The organism is Streptomyces atroolivaceus, from assembly GCF_000717025.1.
GTDB lineage: Bacteria > Actinomycetota > Actinomycetes > Streptomycetales > Streptomycetaceae > Streptomyces > Streptomyces atroolivaceus.
Genome location: NZ_JNXG01000002.1, coordinates 1,038,151 through 1,053,544 on the forward strand (window position 1 = coordinate 1,038,151; position 15,394 = coordinate 1,053,544).

Genomic DNA, 15,394 nt, shown 5'->3' on the forward strand with positions numbered 1-15,394 from the left:
ACGTAACGTGAGCGCATGAGCATGCCGCCGCATCCGCCGCAAGGTCCGTACGGGCCCCCTCCGCCGCAGCACGATCCGTACGGGCAACAGCCCCCGCCCGGCCCTTACGGACCGCAGCAGCCGGGCTACGCCCATCCGCCGCAGCAGCCTGGCTACGGCTACCCGCCGCAGCAGCCGGGCTACGCCTACCCGCCGCAGCAGCCCCAAGGGGCGCCCGGCCCGTGGGGACAGCCCGGTACGCAGCCCGGGATGCCCGGATGGCCGCCGCAGCAGCCGCGCAAGAGGCGGACGGGGCTCGTCGTCGGCATCGTCCTGGGGGCGCTCGTCCTGGTCGCGGGAATCGGGTTCGGCGCGTTCGAGCTGCTCTCCAAGGGTGCGGACGCCACGTTCCCCGCCGCCACGCACAAGATCGTCATCGAGAAGACGGTGCTGGGCGGGGAGTTCACCCTCACCCAGGATTTGTCGGACACGGAGGGCAAGGAGATCGAGGACACCTTCGACCCGAGCGTCCGGGACGGCAAGGCCGCGCTCGCGCAGTACGGCTCGGAGGAGAACGGCATGCTCGTGCTCTCCGGCATGTACGGGCGGTTCTCCAGCCCCGAGGTCATGCGGAGCAAGATCATGGAGGGGGCCGCCGAGGCGGATACCGCGACGGTCGTCGTGCAGCCCGAGGAGTTCACACCCGAGGGGTACGACATCACGATGGAGTGCCAGGTCGTGCAGACCAAGGAGATAGGACTGACCGTCAACACACCCATGTGCGCGTGGAGCGACGGGAACACCGCCGCCATGGTCGGCGTGCTCCGGACCGATGACCTCTACAAGGACGTGAAGTCGATCGACCTCGCGAAGACCGCCGAGGAGACCGCCGAGGTCCGCTCCGAGGTACGCCAGCCGATCAGCTGAACCGGTGCGGTCGCGGCGGCAGGGCGCGTTCCACCGCGCACGCGACGGCGAGCAGTTCCGCGTCCGTGCCCCGGTCGGTCACCAGCTGGAGGCCTGCCGGGCAGCCGTCCGGGGTGAATCCGGCCGGCGCGCTCGCCGCCGGATGGCCGCTGAGGTTGAACGCCCAGGTGAGGGCCGTGGAGTAGACGTCCCCCGGGCCCTCGTGGCCGTGCGGACGGTTCGGCGTCACCGGGCTGAGGAGCAGCGGCGCACGGGCGAAGAATGCGTCGAGCGTGCGGTCGTTGGCGGCACGGAGCGCCCCGGAGGCGGTGGTCGGCGATTTCCTCCGCACCGCCATCCACGTCTCCGCCGGGTCGAGCAGTGTGACGGGATCCCGGACGAGGCGGATCACCCCCGCCGCGGCCAGCCGGTCGACCGCGGCCCGCACCACCTCCGCCACGTCCGGGTCGACGGACGCGAAGCCCAGGTCGGGGCTGTACGCGGCGGGGACCGGGAGCCGCACGGGGCGGGGCGCGTACCCGGCCAGTACATGGCGCAGGTACGTCTCCGCCCGTGCCGCCGAAGCCGCGAGCACGCCGGGGGACGCCAGCCCGGTGCTGTCGGGCGAGGGGAGCAGGCCCCCGGTCGTCTTCAGGCCGAACACTCCGCACCATGACGCCGGGATCCGTACCGACCCCGCTCCGTCACTCCCCGTAGCCATCTCGACCATGTCCGCCGCGACCGCCACTGCCGATCCCGCCGACGATCCGCCCGGGGTCCTGTCGGGACGCCAGGGGTTGACCGTGCGGCCGTGAGCGCCCTGGCCCCAGGTCTGCCAGTGGGTACCGGGGCCGGGGACGGAGGTGGCGCCGACCGGGACGCCGCCGGCGGCGATCAGACGGCGGGCGGCGTACGAGCGGATACCGGCCCGGCCCTTCACGGCGAACGGCAGCCCTCCGAGCGGGAGACGGGACGCGGTCCGGGCGCGGGCCCGTGCCTCGTCGGGCCACACCTCGGTGAACGCGCACAGTTCCGGGTCGAACCGGCCGATCCGGGCGAGAGACGCTTCGAGAGCCGCTGTCATCGCACCAGTCTCCGTCCTCGTGCGCCGTCGCCCCCGGGCGGGCCTCAGCCCTCCAGCGCCGCCTCCATCACCGCCCGGGCGATCGGAGCCGCGTCACCGCCCCCGCTCACGTCGGCACGGTCGGCCGACGCGTCCTCCACGACCACCGCGACGGCGACCGCCGGCGGGCCCGAGTCCGGGGCCTGCGCCCAGGCGATGAACCAGGCGTACGGCGTACCGGAGTTGTCGACCCCGTGCTGGGCGGTGCCGGTCTTGCCGCCGACCGTGACCCCGTCGATCGCGGCGTTCGCGCCGGTGCCGTTCTCCACGACGTCGACCATCATCCGCTGGAGCTGCCGGGCCGTTGCCGGGTCCATGGCCTCGCGGTACGAGTCCGTGCCCTGTTCCCGGACCGTGCCGCCGTCGTCCGTGGTCACCCGGTCCACCAGGTGGGGGCGTCTGAGCTCGCCGCCGTTGGCGACCGCCGAGGCCACCATCGCCATCTGGAGCGGGGTCGCCGTCGTGTCGAACTGGCCGATCGAGGACTGGGCCAGCTGGTCGTCGCTCATGTCCGCGTCGAAATTGCTGCGGGCCACCCGGGAGGGGATCTTGAGGTCGTTGTCGTTGAAGCCGAACCTGCCCACCGCCTCCAGCATCCCGTCCAGCCCCACCTCGACGCCGAGATGGGCCATCACCGTGTTGCAGGAGACCCGGATCGCCTCGGCCAGGGACGCCCTCTCGCAGCCGCGGGCCTCGTCCGGCAGCGTGGTCGAGGTGCCCGGCAGGACGTACGGGGACGGGGTGTCCGTCGCCGCGTCCGGATCGGTGACCACGCCGGCGTCCAGCGCCGCCGCCGCGGTCACGATCTTGAAGGCCGAACCGGGCGGATAGGTCTGCCGGATGGCCCGGTTGAGCATCGGCAGGCTCTGCGCCCGGTTCAGCCGCTCCCACGCGCCGGTGACCGCGGAGCCGGTGCCGGAGAGGAGCTCCGGGTCGTACGAGGGGGAGGAGACCAGCGCCAGGATCCGGCCGGTGGAAGGGTCGAGGGCGGCCACCGCCCCACGCCGGCCGTCCAGGCCCTCGTACGCCGCGCGTTGCACGGGGGCCTCGATCGTGGTGACGACGTCGCCGCCGGGCTGCCGGCTGCGGGTGACGTCACCCCACAGCGGGAGCGGGGCCAGGAGCGGATCGGTGCCGGAGAGGACGCCGTCCTCGGCGTTCTCCAGCAGCGTGGTGCCGTACGTCTGCGAGGCGTACCCCGTCACCGGCGCGTACAGCGGTCCGTGGCGGTAGGTGCGCTCGTACGCGAGCTGCTCGCCGGTGTCCTTCGACCCGGTCACGGGCTCGTCGCCGACCAGGATGTCGCCGCGCGGCTGGTCGTAACGGTCGATGGTGGTACGGCGGTTGGCGGGGTTGGTGTTCAGTTCGCCGGCCTCGAAGAGCTGGACCCGGGCGGCGTTCGCCAGCAGGGCGAGGAGCAGGAGCAGGCAGAATCCGGCGGCTCGCCGGATGTAACGGGTCACCGGGCCTCCCCGGCCGGTGCGGTCGCGGTACCGGGGGCGGGGGTGCGGGCCAGGTCACTGACCCGGATGAGGAGTGCCACGATGATCCAGTTGGTGACCACGGACGAACCGCCCTGGGCCAGGAAGGGCATCGCCATACCGGTCAGCGGGATCAGTCCCATCACGCCGCCCGCGATCACGAAGACCTGGAGCGCCAGGATCGAGGCGAGACCGACCGACAGCAGCCGTCCGAAGGGGTCACGCAGGGCGAGGCCCGCACGGAAGCCGCGGGCCACCAGCAGGGCGTACAGCAGGAAGATCGCGGTGAGTCCGGCCAGGCCGAGTTCCTCGCCCGCGGTGGCCAGGATGAAGTCGGACTTGGCGGCGAAGCCGATGAGGATGGAGTGGCCGAGCCCCAGGCCCGTGCCGAGCATGCCGCCCGCGGCGAAGGCGAAGAGCGACTGGGCGAGCTGGCTGGGTCCCTGGCCCGCGTCGATCGTCGCGTACGGGTCCAGCCAGTCCTCCACCCTGCTGTGGACATGGGGTTCGAACGAGCCGACGGCGAAGGCTCCCGCCGCGGCGAGGAGGAGGCCGACGGCGATCCACCCGGTCCTGCCGGTGGCCACGTAGAGCAGGATGACGAAGAGGCCGAAGAAGAGCAGCGACGTGCCGAGGTCCCGTTCGAGGATGAGGACGCCGACGCTGAGCAGCCAGATCGCCACGATCGGCCCCAGCACGCGCCCGGTGGGGAACTGGAGCTTCCAGATCCTGCGGCCGGTGTACGCGAGCGCGTTGCGGTTCGCGGCGAGGTACGCGGCGAAGAAGACCGCGAGCAGGATCTTGGCGAACTCGCCCGGCTGGAAGGAAAGTCCGCCGAACCGGATCCAGATCTTGGCCCCGTTCACGGCCGGGAAGAAGATCGGCACGATCATCAGCACCAGCGCCGTGGCGACCGAGAGGTACGCGTAGCGCTGGAGCACCCGGTGATCGCGCAGCAGGACGACGACGGCGATGAAGAAGGCCACCCCGAGCGTGGACCAGATCAGCTGCGTCGTCGCCGCCCGGTCGCTCGGGGTCTCCAGGTCGAGCCGGTAGATCAGTACCAGGCCCAGTCCGTTGAGGAGGACGGCGATCGGCAGCATCAGCGGATCGGCGAACGGGGCGCGGAAGCGGACCGCGAGATGGGCGAGCAGGGCGAGAAGACCGAGACCGGCCCCGTATCCGGCCACGTCGGGGGGCACGGCGCCGCTCCGGGCGAGGCCGACGGCGGCATAGCCGTAGACGGAGACGATCACGGCCCCGATCAGGAGCGAGAGCTCGACCCCGCGCCGCTTGGGCAGGCGTAGCGCGGGCGGGGGTGCGTCCGCCGTCGTTGCGGTCATGCCCCGCAACGTAGCAAGAGGCGGGTGTTATTTCCCTTATGTCAGCTTCGTGGCACTCCTTGGCGGGCGCTTCCGGAGCCGCTCAGCGCTGGTACGGGTTCTGGCCGCCGGGAGGCGCGTAGCCGGGCTGCTGCTGCGCGCCGCCGTGCGGGCCGCCGTCCTGTCCGCCCTGGGCCTGCGCCAGCAGCTGGTCGGCCTCCTCCTTCGGTATCTGCCGCTCCCCGCCGCAGAAGGTGCACTGCGTCGTGTACTTCGTGGAGAAGGGGAACAGCGGCACGAAGAACAGGGTGAACTTGGTGACCCGCTTGCGCAGGGTGTGCGCCGCGGGGTTGCCGCACCAGCCGCACACCATCGTCAGGATCGCCAGCTGATGGAGATAGCCTCGCGTACCGAAAATGATCATGATGTGATTCCTTTCCCCGTGTCTTCCAGGAGAGCCCGCCGGCAGAGTGCCAGCAGCTTCTCGTCCTCATAAGTGTCGTGACTGCCGTAGCCGCCGTCCAACGCGTTGTGGCGGCGTACGGAGAGGAGCTCGGCGCGCAGCACTCGTGCCGCGTCAGACCCTGCCGCAGCAAGACCCGTCCGCGCCAGACATTCCGCGACCCGGACCCTGACGTGACGGTTCTTCTCCCACGCGGAGAGGAGCACCGGCACGGCCTCGTCGCTCCGTCCCGAGACCTCCAGGAGGGCGATCGCCGCGTCGACCCGCAGCCACGGCTCCTCGTGCGCCAGCAGGGCCCGCAGCCTCGGCGCCGCCGCCCCGGCCCGCCGTCCGAGCCCGCCCAGCGCGCTCGCCGCCGCCCGGCAGTCGTGTACCTGCTCCGCCCGCAGGCCCTCCACCAGCACCGGCAGCACGGCGTCGGCGTCACCCGTGACGGCCCACAGGGCCTCCGCCGCCTCCGTCGCCGCCGCCGTACCCGGGCGCCGGATCAGCCGTCGCAGCTCCGGGACGGCACAGAGCGCGGCCGGCCCGAACGCCCCCAGCGCCCGGAGGGCAGCCGTGCGGAGCCACTCGCCCCGGTACTCCGGCGCCCCCCGCAGCACCCGCAGCACCTCCGGCGCCGCCTCGCCCGCGCGCAGCGCCGTCAGCCCGGCGAGCAGCGGGCTCGCCCGGTCGTACGCGCCCTCGTCCAGGCCGACCTCGCCGAGCCTGCGCCGCAGCGCCCCGGCGAGCGGTGCCGCGCCGGCCCCGAGGCAGCGGATCGCGAATCCCACGTCGTGGGGCACCTCGGGCCGCTCCAGGGCCGTCGCCAGCGCCGGCAGCACCCGGACGTCGCCCAGCCTGGCCAGCGCCTTCACCGCCGAACCCAGACCGGGCGGCCCGCTCGCCCACTCCCTCACCCAGCCGTCGGGATCAGCGGCCACCCGCGCGGCCAGTGCGTCGGCCGCCGGTGCCGCCAGGCCGAACAGCTCCTCCAGCACGTGCGAGGCGGCCTCCGCGAGCCGCGGTTCCGGATCCGTGAGCTGTACGCCGACCAGTCGCACCAGGCCCTCGTACGAACCGCGCCAGGCCCGGATCAGCCCGCCGCTCATCCGTACGGCGTCGATGCGCTGCCAGGGGTCGGGACTGCACAGCTGGTCCGTCAGCAGCGCCGTGCGGTCCTCCACCCGGTCGTCCAGGCCGCTGTGCAGCGTGCGCAGCAGGTCGGCGGCCCACGGGGTGCTGCGGCCGGCGGACTCCTCGGCCGGCAGCTCCCGCAGCCGGCCCACCCGCGCCGGGGCGGTGGCACGGTCCGCCGTCGCGTCGTCACCCCCCGGCACCTTCGCGGCCGGGGCCTCACTCGGGCAGGGCCGGGAGCGCAGCTCCCGCAGCAGCCCCGAGACCATCCGCACGACGTCGACGGGCAGCGCGTCCGGGGCGCACCTGGCCAGCTGGGCGAGGGCGGCGAGCCGCAGCCCGGGCGGGTAGGCCTCCGCGGCGAGCCGGCTCAGCCAGTCGGCCGCCCGCCCCGCCAGCGGCCGGTGCCGCAGGGCGATCCGGCCGGCCGCCTCGACGAGGGCGAGCCGCACCTCGTCGTCCGCCTCCACCGGCAGCCGCTCCCGCAGCAGCGAGAGGACCCTGCCCGGCCGGCCGTGCAGCGTGGCCAGGGCCAGCGGTGCGGCGAGCCGGACCCCCGGGTCCTCGTCGGCGATCAGCTCGAAGAACACCGCGGACCCGGCGGAGACGGCGGACGCGGCCATCGCGTAGTTCGCCACGCCCTCGGCCTCGTCCTCGTCCAGGTCGTTCTCGTCGTCCTCGTCCAGATCGATACCGCCGATGCTGGTGAGCAGCTCGACTATGCCGCCCCGGTCCCGTATGTCCGGATCCACGGCCAGCTCGAAGAGGAACGGGATGCACGCGAGGGTGCACGCGTACACGTCGCCCTGGTGGTGCACCGCGCCGTACATCCCGTCGAGCGCGCTCTCCCGCTCCGCCGGATCGGCGGAGGCGAGTCCGTACAGGAGCCCCGGCACATCGTCGGCCGGTCCGTAGGCATGCTCCATCGAGGCCCAGTCGACCTCGTCGATCCCCGTGAACACGCCACACCCTCCCCGTGTCTTCCCCTGCTTCCCGGACTCGGCCGGAAACCGTGCCCGCGAAGCAGCGTCTGCGCAGAGTGTGCACCACGGCCAGGACAATCCACCCTCCACTTGCGGCCTTTCCTCACCGCACCCGCCCGTGGCTGTGAAGGTGCTGTGAGCACCCCGGCCTTCCGGCCCTTCTCTCAGATCCCGGGCAGGGGCCGGGCCTGCCCGGGATCTGTCAGCGGGCCGAGCAGATCCCCGTGCCGTTCGAGCCGCGCGGTCATGTCGCCGGCGAGGAAGAGGAGGTCGCCGGGTGCTCCGCACGCCTCGATCTCGTCCCAGGTGACGGGCGCGGAGACGGCCGGACTTCCCTTCGCGCGCAGGGTGTACGGCGCCGCGGTGGTCTTCGCCGCGGCGTTCTGGCTGAAGTCCACGAACACCTTGCCAGGCCGCAGCGCGCGGGTCATCCGGTACACGGCCAGGTCGGGCAGCGCTCCCTGCGCCTCCACCGCCAGTTTCCTCGCGTAGGCCATCACCTCCTCGGAGGGGGTGGGCTCCAGGGGGACGAGCAGATGCAGTCCCTTGGAGCCGGAGGTCTTCCCGTACGAGGACAGGCCGTCCTCCGCCAGCCGCTCCCGCAGCCAGAGGGCGACGACGCAGCACTCGACGGCGCTCGCGGGCGGTCCGGGATCCAGGTCGAACACCATCCGGTCGGCCACGGCGGGGGAGTCCTGCCGCCACTGATGGGTGTGGAACTCCACCACCAGGTTGGCCGCCCACATCAGCGAGGGCAGGTCCTGGGCGAGCACCTGCCGGGCATCGGGGTCGTCGCTGCGGGGGACCGGGGCCGTGCGCACCCAGTCGGGTGTACCGGGCGGCGGATTCTTGGTGAAGAAGCGCAGCCCCTCCGGGCCGTCCGGGTAGCGGAGGAAGGACAGCGGGCGGTCGCGAAGGTGCGGCAGCATCACATCCGCCGCCGTGGCCGCGTAGTAGTGCAGCACCTCGCCCTTGGTGGTGCCGGTGGCCGGGTACAGCACCTTGTCGAGATTGCTGAGCGCCAGGCGCCGCCCCTCCACCTCCGTGATCGGCGTCATACGATAAGAATCACATGAAATCGCATGAATAAGGCCATGACGGGCGTTAGGGGTGAACGGTGAGGTCCATCTGGAACGGCTCCGTCTCGTTCGGTCTGGTCAGCATCCCGGTCAAGCTCATGAACGCCACGGAGAGTCACGCGATCTCCTTCCGGCAGATCCACGTCGCGGACGGTGGCCGGATTCGCTACCGCAAGGTCTGTGAGCTGGACGAGGAGGAGGTGCCCGCCTCCGAGACCGTCAAGGCGTACGAGGACGCGGACGGCACGGTCATCCCCGTGACCGACGAGGATCTCGCCTCGCTCCCGCTCCCCACCGCCAAGACGATCGAGATCGAGGGATTCGTACCGGCGTCGGCGATCGACCCGCTCCAGCTCGACTCGGCGTACTACCTCTCGGCCGACGGCATCCCGGCAGCCAAGCCCTACGCCCTGCTGCGTGAAGCCCTCAGGCGCAGTGGCAAGGTCGCCGTCGCGAAGTACGCCCTGCGCGGGCGGGAACGGCTCGGCATGCTGCGGGTCGTCGACGACGTGATCGCGATGCACGGCCTGCTGTGGCCGGACGAGATCCGCGCCCCGGAAGGCGTCGCCCCGGAATCCGGCGTGAAGGTCCGCGACGCGGAGCTGGACCTGGCGGACGCGCTGATGAACACGCTCGGCGACGCCGACATGGACTCCCTCCACGACGACTACCGCGAGGCGGTCGAGGAGCTCGTCGCGGCGAAGGCGGCCGGCGAGCCCGTCGGGGAGGAGGAGGCCGAGAAGCCCGAGGGCAAGGTGCTCGACCTGATGGCGGCGCTGGAGAGCAGTGTGCGGGCGGCGAAGGAGTCCCACGGGGAGGGCGACGGCCACGGGGGCGATGTCGCGGACGTCCACCACATCGGCTCCGGCCGGGGCGGCGGCACGAGGAAGAGCGGGGCGTCCTCGAAGGGGGCCGGCGCCAAGAGGGCGGCGCCGAAGAAGGAAGCCGCGAAGAAGGCCGCCGTGAAGGGGGCGACGGCGAAGGAGAAACAGGGCGCGGGGGCGGAGAAGGCGACTGCGAAGAACACGACTGCGAAGAAGGCGGCCGCGAAGAAGCCTGCCGCCAAGAAGCCTGCCGCCAAGAAGACCGCGGCGAAGAAGACCGCCCGGGGCACGCGCAAGCGCACCTCGGCCTGACGGGAGGTCACGTCAGGCCGAGGCTCACACCCCGCCGGTGCGCGGACGCGGCCCGAGGCTCACACCTCAGGGCGCGTAGGCGGGCTTCAGCAGGTCGGGCAGGGTGGGGAGGGGGAGGTCCAGCCCGTACGGGTCCCTCTCGATGACGTAGGTGCAACTCGTGTACGAGTAACCGGACGTGACGCTGGAACCGGAGGCGTAGCTGTCCGCGGCCGCCGTCGCTCCGGTGCCGTGCTTGTACAGGAAGTGGTATTCGCCCGCCGGGAGCCGCACCCGCGCCTTCGGGTACGACGTGCCGCTCGCCCGGCAGGCGCGTGCGGCGCCGGTGGCCTCGCTGCTGAACCGCTCGCAGCTGCCGCAGGCCTTCAGTTTCACCGTGCCGGTCACCGGGCCCGTGTAGAGCACCTCGACGTCGTTGGGGGCACCGTTGCTGATGACGAGTTCCATGCGGGGGCCGCCCGGCTTGCCGCTCCCGGGCAGCCGCTTGCCGGCCGAGGGCCGGGCCTCGGCTATCTCGGCCGCGATGGCTATGTCCCGGGCGTGCCCCCTGCGCCCGTCCTCCTTGTAGGTGTCCGCGAAGTCCGTCAGGGTCTTCCTGGCGTCGGCGAACCGCTTGTCCCTGAACTCGTCCACACCGCAGGCGTACACACCGTCCCGCACACCGTCGTCGGCCTGCCGCCCCAGCGTCGGCACGGAGGTCTCGGGGAGCTCCGCGACCAGGGTGCTCGTCCGTCGCAGCTGTCCGGTCACGGTGCAGGGATCCGCGCCCTTCAGCCCGGCCACCTGCTGCCGTACCTTCCCGCTGACGGCGGGCCCCACCTGCCCGGCCTGCGTGGACTCGGGGAACGTGCGCAGCAGTGTGCCCAGCTCCTTGCCGCCGGAGTCCGGCCCCGTGCCGGCCAGCCGGGAGACACCGCAGCCGTACAGGGACTCCGCGAGCGGGGTGTCGGGCCAGCCGGCCAGGTCGCCGAGCAGCTCCGGGTCCACCGAGCCGGGAAGCGTCCGCAGATAGGTCAGGGGCTCTACCGCCGCACAGTGCTTCTTCGCGCGGTACGGCGTGGCGACGGCGGCGTAGTAGGCCTCCAGACGCTCGGGCACGAGGGCGGCGGCCCGCGACCCGGGATGGTCCTCGGCCAGTGACCGGTAGAGGGTGAGGGCGAACCGGTAGTCGGGTGCGGAGAGGAGGAACGAGCTCTTCGCCGCCTTGGCGACCAGGGCGTCGCCCTCCTCCAGACGGCCGAGCAGCTCCTCTTCCACGGCCTCGTCCCGCGCGGATCCGTAGGCGAGGGTGCCGCCGACCGGGACGGCCAGGAGCAACAGTCCGAGCAGCGCAGCCACAACAGGCCGGGGCCACCGGCCGAAGCCGGTGCGCAGAGCGATGCGCGCCGCGTCGGCTCCCACGAGGACGAGCAGCAGGAGGTAGCCGGCGACCAGGGCGGCGGGCACCCCGTCCGGGTCGGCGGGCAGTGCGACGAGCAGGAGCAGAGCCGTTGCCGCCCAGCTCACCGCGGCCCTGCCCCAGCGGCGCACCAGGACGTGGCCGAGTCCCAGACCGGAGAGGCTCAGCAGTCCGGCGGCGACGGCCCGCGGCACGGCCCCCGGGGGTGGCGGGCCGGCCGAAGGGGGCCGGGTGGGCGGCGGGGGCGGCTGTACGGCCCCCCAGGCGTGCTCGGGGCCGGGCTCCCGCCCGGAACCGGGTCTTGGCTCCGGTGTCTCCGACTGATCGCGTGATTCCATCACGGCCCCCCACCGCCGAAACCCGTCAGGTCGCCGGAAAGCTGCCCAGTTTCGTGCCCGTTCACGCATCCTTGCGGAAGTTCGGCCGTTATGGCGCGGGATGCCGTGCCGACGCGCGCCCGGCGCGCTGTCGGAACGGGCCGCCCCGCAGTAAGGTGCCGAGTGCCGCGACTGGCGCGCGCCCGGCAGGGTGCTCCGTGGAACCGACCACGAGGGAGCGGCACACTCCGGGCGTGCCCGGGGCGTCATCGCCGGAGGGCCGTCCGCCTGGGCATCCGGGTCCATGTCGCCCCCGTGCGACCGACCCGGGAGGACCCCGTGGCCGTACAGCCGTCCGATATCCGCCGTCCCGCCCTGACAGAGGCCGACCCGGAACTCGCCGCCCTGGTGAACGCCGAGGAGCGGCTCCAGGCGGACACCCTGCGCCTGATCCCCAGCGAGAACTACGTCTCCGCCGCCGTGCTGGAGGCCTCGGGCACCGTCCTGCAGAACAAGTACTCCGAGGGGTACCCCGGCAAGCGGTACTACGAGGGCCAGCAGGTCATCGACCAGGTGGAGACGCTCGCCGTCGAGCGCGCCAGGGCGCTGTTCGGGATGGAACACGCCAACGTCCAGCCCTACTCGGGCTCCCCGGCCAACCTCGCCGTCTACATGGCGTTCCTGGAGCCCGGCGACACCGTCCTCGGGATGTCGCTGCCGATGGGCGGCCACCTCACCCACGGCTGGGGCGTCTCCGCCACCGGCACGTGGTTCCGGGGCGTGCGCTACGGGGTGCGGCGGGACACCGGGCGTACCGACCTGGACGAGGTGCGCGACCTGGCGCGTGCCGAGCGGCCCAAGGTGATCTTCTGCGGCGGTACCGCCGTGCCCCGCGTGATCGACTTCGCCGGGTTCGCGGAGATCGCCCGTGAGGTGGGGGCGGTGCTGGTCGCCGACGTCGCCCATGTCGCGGGGCTGATCGCCGGAGGCGCGCATCCCTCGCCCGCTCCCTACGCCGACGTGGTGTCCACCACCACCCACAAGACCCTGCGCGGGCCGCGCGGAGCGATGCTGCTGACCAGGGCGGAGCACGCCAGGGCTGTGGACCGCGCCGTCTTCCCAGGACTCCAGGGGGGCCCGCACAACCAGACCACCGCCGCCATCGCGGTCGCGCTGAAGGAGGCCGCCGGGGCGGACTTCGCCGCGTACGCCCATCAGGTCGTGGCCAACGCCCGCGCGCTGGGCGAGGAACTGGCGGCACGCGGCTTCGACCTGGTGTCCGGCGGGACGGACAACCACCTGCTGCTGGCCGACCTCACGGGCAAGGGCGTCTCCGGGAAGACCGCGGCCAAGGCGCTCGACCGGGCCGGGATCGTCGTCAACCACAACGCCGTGCCGTACGACCCCCGTAAGCCCTTCGACCCTTCCGGCATCCGCATCGGCACCCCCGCCCTGACGTCGCGGGGCATCCCCGTCTCCGAGATGGGGGCGGTCGCGCAGTGGATCGATCTTGTGGTCGACGCCGCTCGTACAGGTGACGAAACGACCGTTTCCAAGGTCAGGGACGAAGTGAGGACCATGATGGACGCCTATCCGGCGCCGGGTCTTCCGCTGATCTGACCGGAACGCCGGAGCAGTCCGGGGCACACAGGGCCCGGACTGCTCCGGAACGCCGTGCTCCCGACTCCGCGCGCCCGCTCTGCGCCCTGTGCGGAGGCCGGGCCGCCGTACAGGCTGAGGGAGCAAGGATGGCCGGAGGGGTGAACAGAGGGGGCACGATGCAGGATCTCAAGGTCACGTCATGGCAGCTCTTCGGGCACGACCGGCTCTACGTGAACCTGCCCGACGGGACCGCGATCGGCTGGGCGGACCGGGGCAGCGGCACGATCACGGTCCTGCACCCGCGCTACCGCGACGCCGTGACCGACGCACTCGCGCGCCAGGTCCCGGACCTGCCGGCCCTCGTCGGTGAGGAGGCCCCGGCCGGGCCGCCGACACCGCGTATCCCGCCGCCGGTCCCGAGGATCCCGCCGATGAGGGGGATGCGGAAACGGAGGGCTGTGCAGGAGGCGGGGCTCGTGCCGGAGCCGGAGGCGGCACTCGTGCCTGCGCCCGCGCCTGTGCCTGCGGTGGAGTTGATCGCGGTGCCTGAGCCGGTGCAGGTGCAGGTGCCGGCTCCGAAGCCGGTCGCCACGACGGACTGCGTGACCGAGCCGGATTCCGCAGCCGCTCCGGCAACGGAGGAGGCGGCGGGGGCGGCAACGGAGGCGACGGCGGGAGAGGCGGCCGAGAAGGCGACCGAGGAGGCGGCCGAGGAGGCGGCCGAGGAGGCGGCCGAGGAGGCGGCCGGGAGTTCGACGGACCGGCGCCGACGGCCGGCCGTCCTGCCCGCGCTGACACCCGCGAGTGATCTCGCCTCGCGGCGGCCGGGCGCCAAGCTGCGGGAGCAGCTCGGCGAGACAGGGCCCGGCGCGCTCGTACGGGTGGCCACCGGGGCGCTGCGGCGGCACAAGGATCCGGACCCGCGACGCGGCGCCCTGACGGGGGAGCGGCGTGTCGGGGCCGAGCTCAAGCGGCTGACGCGTCACGGCTGGCGGGTCCTGCACTCCGTGCCGCTGCCGGACGGCTCGGAGATCGGGCACCTGCTCATCGGGCCGGGCGGGGTGTTCGCCGTGAGCACCGAACACCGTCCCGGCGCGTCGGTGCGCATCGGGGACGGCACCCTGCGGATCGACGACGGCGATCCGCAGCCGTACGTGCTCGACGGACGGCCCGGTGCCCGGCGGGCCCGGGCCGCGCTCGAGGCGTACTGCACCTTCGACGTCCCGGTGCAGACCGTGCTGGTGTTCACCGGCGTCACCGCCCTGGAAGTGGTCGCCACACCGGTCGGCGTCAGCGTCTACGGGGAGCGGCAGGTGTCCGCACTCGCCCCGCTGACGGGGGTGCTCACCGCCACCCAGGTGGAGCGCGTCTACGACGTCGCACGGAACGAGGAGGCCTGGCTGGACGCGTGAGCTCCCGGCCACGCCGGTAGATTTCGTGGTGCTGCGCGGTGCCGGGCGCCGTGTCACCGCCGTGTCGTCGCCGTGCCGCCGAAAGGAAGACGCCGTGAAACTCCGCTGTGCCGTGCTCGACGACTACCAGTCCGTGGCGGCCACCGCCGCGGACTGGTCACCCGTCGCCGGGGACATCGAGGTGGTCAGCTTTGCCGAGCACTGCGCCACCGAGGACGAACTGGCCGTACGCCTGGCGGAGTTCGACATGGTCGTCACCCTCCGGGAGCGTGTGCCGTTTCCCGCGACGCTGATCGAGCGGCTGCCCCGGCTCCGCCTGATCGTCGCCTCCGGCATGCGGAACACCTCCATCGACTACGCCGCCGCCGAACGGCACGGCGTCACCGTCTGCGGCACCGCCAGCACGGCCACCCCGCCCGTCGAACTCACCTGGGCACTGCTGCTCGGACTGGCCCGTGGGCTCGTGGACGAGGCCAACGCCCTGCGGAACGGCGGCCCCTGGCAGTCCACCGTCGGAGCCGATCTGCACGGGCGCACCCTCGGGATCCTCGGGCTGGGGAAGATCGGCAGCAGGGTCGCCGCGGTCGGCCGCGCCTTCGGCATGGACGTGGTGGCCTGGAGCGAGAACCTGACTCCGGAGCGGGCGGAGCAGGCCGGAGCGCGCCTCGCCGCGTCCAAGGAAGAGCTGCTGGGGGCCGGCGACTTCGTCTCCGTTCACCTGGTGCTGAGCGAGCGCACCCGTGGTCTGCTGGGTGCGAAGGAGCTCGGACTCATGCGGCCGGGCAGCTATCTGGTCAACACCTCCCGTGCGGCGATCGTCGACCAGGACGCGCTGCTCGACGCCCTGCGCCGGGGAGCCATCGCGGGTGCCGGCGTCGACGTGTTCGACGTCGAGCCGCTGCCGGCGGACCATCCCATGCGCAGTGCGCCGCGCCTCCTGGCCACACCGCACCTGGGGTACGTGTCGCAGGCCAACTACGCGGCGTACTACGGGGACGCGGTCGAGGACATCCGCGCCTATCTGGACGGCAGGCCCGTCCGCAGGCTCGGCTGAGGTGGCGCCGTACCCGGCCTCC

At 72.8% G+C, this 15,394-nt stretch carries 12 protein-coding genes; 5 read left to right on the forward strand and 7 right to left on the reverse strand.

Annotation, left to right across the window (positions count from 1 at the left end; all coding sequences use genetic code 11):
* Positions 1 to 15 precede the first annotated feature (15 nt).
* A complete protein-coding gene (locus OO67_RS08020; RefSeq protein WP_033298327.1) occupies positions 16 to 906 on the forward strand; it encodes a hypothetical protein in 891 nt (296 codons plus the stop codon).
* On the opposite strand, the gene OO67_RS08025 is transcribed toward OO67_RS08020, so the two are convergent.
* The 6 genes from OO67_RS08025 to ligD form a co-directional block, all read right to left on the reverse strand.
* Entirely contained in the window at positions 899 to 1,969 is a 1,071-nt protein-coding gene (locus OO67_RS08025) for an amidase family protein (RefSeq protein WP_033298328.1), read from the reverse strand. The genes OO67_RS08020 and OO67_RS08025 overlap by 8 nt on opposite strands.
* Before the next feature lie 44 nt (positions 1,970 to 2,013).
* Entirely contained in the window at positions 2,014 to 3,471 is a 1,458-nt protein-coding gene (locus tag OO67_RS08030) for a peptidoglycan D,D-transpeptidase FtsI family protein (protein ID WP_033298329.1), read from the reverse strand.
* Entirely contained in the window at positions 3,468 to 4,832 is a 1,365-nt protein-coding gene (locus tag OO67_RS08035; RefSeq protein WP_033298330.1) for an FtsW/RodA/SpoVE family cell cycle protein, read from the reverse strand. The genes OO67_RS08030 and OO67_RS08035 overlap by 4 nt, the downstream gene beginning before the upstream one ends.
* A gap of 82 nt (positions 4,833 to 4,914) precedes the next feature.
* On the reverse strand, positions 4,915 to 5,235 hold the full coding sequence (locus OO67_RS08040; RefSeq protein ID WP_033298331.1) for a zinc ribbon domain-containing protein: 321 nt from the start codon (positions 5,233 to 5,235) through the stop codon (positions 4,915 to 4,917).
* Positions 5,232 to 7,352 carry a HEAT repeat domain-containing protein gene (locus OO67_RS08045; protein ID WP_033298333.1) on the reverse strand — a complete coding sequence of 707 codons (2,121 nt, stop codon included), beginning with the start codon at positions 7,350 to 7,352 and terminating at the stop codon, positions 5,232 to 5,234. The genes OO67_RS08040 and OO67_RS08045 overlap by 4 nt, the downstream gene beginning before the upstream one ends.
* Before the next feature lie 185 nt (positions 7,353 to 7,537).
* Positions 7,538 to 8,431 carry a non-homologous end-joining DNA ligase gene (gene ligD / locus OO67_RS08050; protein WP_033298335.1) on the reverse strand — a complete coding sequence of 298 codons (894 nt, stop codon included), beginning with the start codon at positions 8,429 to 8,431 and terminating at the stop codon, positions 7,538 to 7,540.
* A gap of 59 nt (positions 8,432 to 8,490) precedes the next feature.
* On the opposite strand from ligD, the gene ku reads away from it, so the two are divergent.
* Positions 8,491 to 9,588 (forward strand): non-homologous end joining protein Ku, encoded by a 1,098-nt coding sequence (ku, locus tag OO67_RS08055; RefSeq protein WP_033298337.1) that lies wholly within the window; start codon positions 8,491 to 8,493, stop codon positions 9,586 to 9,588.
* A 66-nt stretch (positions 9,589 to 9,654) separates the two neighbouring features.
* Here ku and OO67_RS08060 read toward each other — a convergent pair whose 3' ends face one another.
* Entirely contained in the window at positions 9,655 to 11,325 is a 1,671-nt protein-coding gene (locus tag OO67_RS08060) for a hypothetical protein (protein WP_208860976.1), read from the reverse strand.
* A 318-nt stretch (positions 11,326 to 11,643) separates the two neighbouring features.
* Between OO67_RS08060 and OO67_RS08065 the strand changes: the two genes are divergently transcribed.
* The 3 genes from OO67_RS08065 to OO67_RS08075 all read left to right on the forward strand — a co-directional run bounded on the left by OO67_RS08065 (position 11,644) and on the right by OO67_RS08075 (position 15,372).
* Entirely contained in the window at positions 11,644 to 12,924 is a 1,281-nt protein-coding gene (locus OO67_RS08065; RefSeq protein WP_033298341.1) for a serine hydroxymethyltransferase, read from the forward strand.
* 158 nt (positions 12,925 to 13,082) lie between these two features.
* Entirely contained in the window at positions 13,083 to 14,318 is a 1,236-nt protein-coding gene (locus OO67_RS08070) for a nuclease-related domain-containing protein (RefSeq protein WP_033298342.1), read from the forward strand.
* A 94-nt stretch (positions 14,319 to 14,412) separates the two neighbouring features.
* On the forward strand, positions 14,413 to 15,372 hold the full coding sequence (locus tag OO67_RS08075) for a D-2-hydroxyacid dehydrogenase family protein (RefSeq protein ID WP_033298801.1): 960 nt from the start codon (positions 14,413 to 14,415) through the stop codon (positions 15,370 to 15,372).
* Positions 15,373 to 15,394: the final 22 nt, after the last annotated feature.

Coding starts and splice junctions, on each gene's coding strand:
- OO67_RS08020 (WP_033298327.1), top strand. CDS start 16: ATGAGCATGCCGCCGCATCCGCCGCAAGGTCCGTACGGGCCCCCTCCG.
- OO67_RS08025 (WP_033298328.1), bottom strand. CDS start 1,969: ATGACAGCGGCTCTCGAAGCGTCTCTCGCCCGGATCGGCCGGTTCGAC.
- OO67_RS08035 (WP_033298330.1), bottom strand. CDS start 4,832: ATGACCGCAACGACGGCGGACGCACCCCCGCCCGCGCTACGCCTGCCC.
- OO67_RS08040 (WP_033298331.1), bottom strand. CDS start 5,235: ATGATCATTTTCGGTACGCGAGGCTATCTCCATCAGCTGGCGATCCTG.
- ligD (WP_033298335.1), bottom strand. CDS start 8,431: ATGACGCCGATCACGGAGGTGGAGGGGCGGCGCCTGGCGCTCAGCAAT.
- OO67_RS08060 (WP_208860976.1), bottom strand. CDS start 11,325: ATGGAATCACGCGATCAGTCGGAGACACCGGAGCCAAGACCCGGTTCC.
- OO67_RS08070 (WP_033298342.1), top strand. CDS start 13,083: ATGCAGGATCTCAAGGTCACGTCATGGCAGCTCTTCGGGCACGACCGG.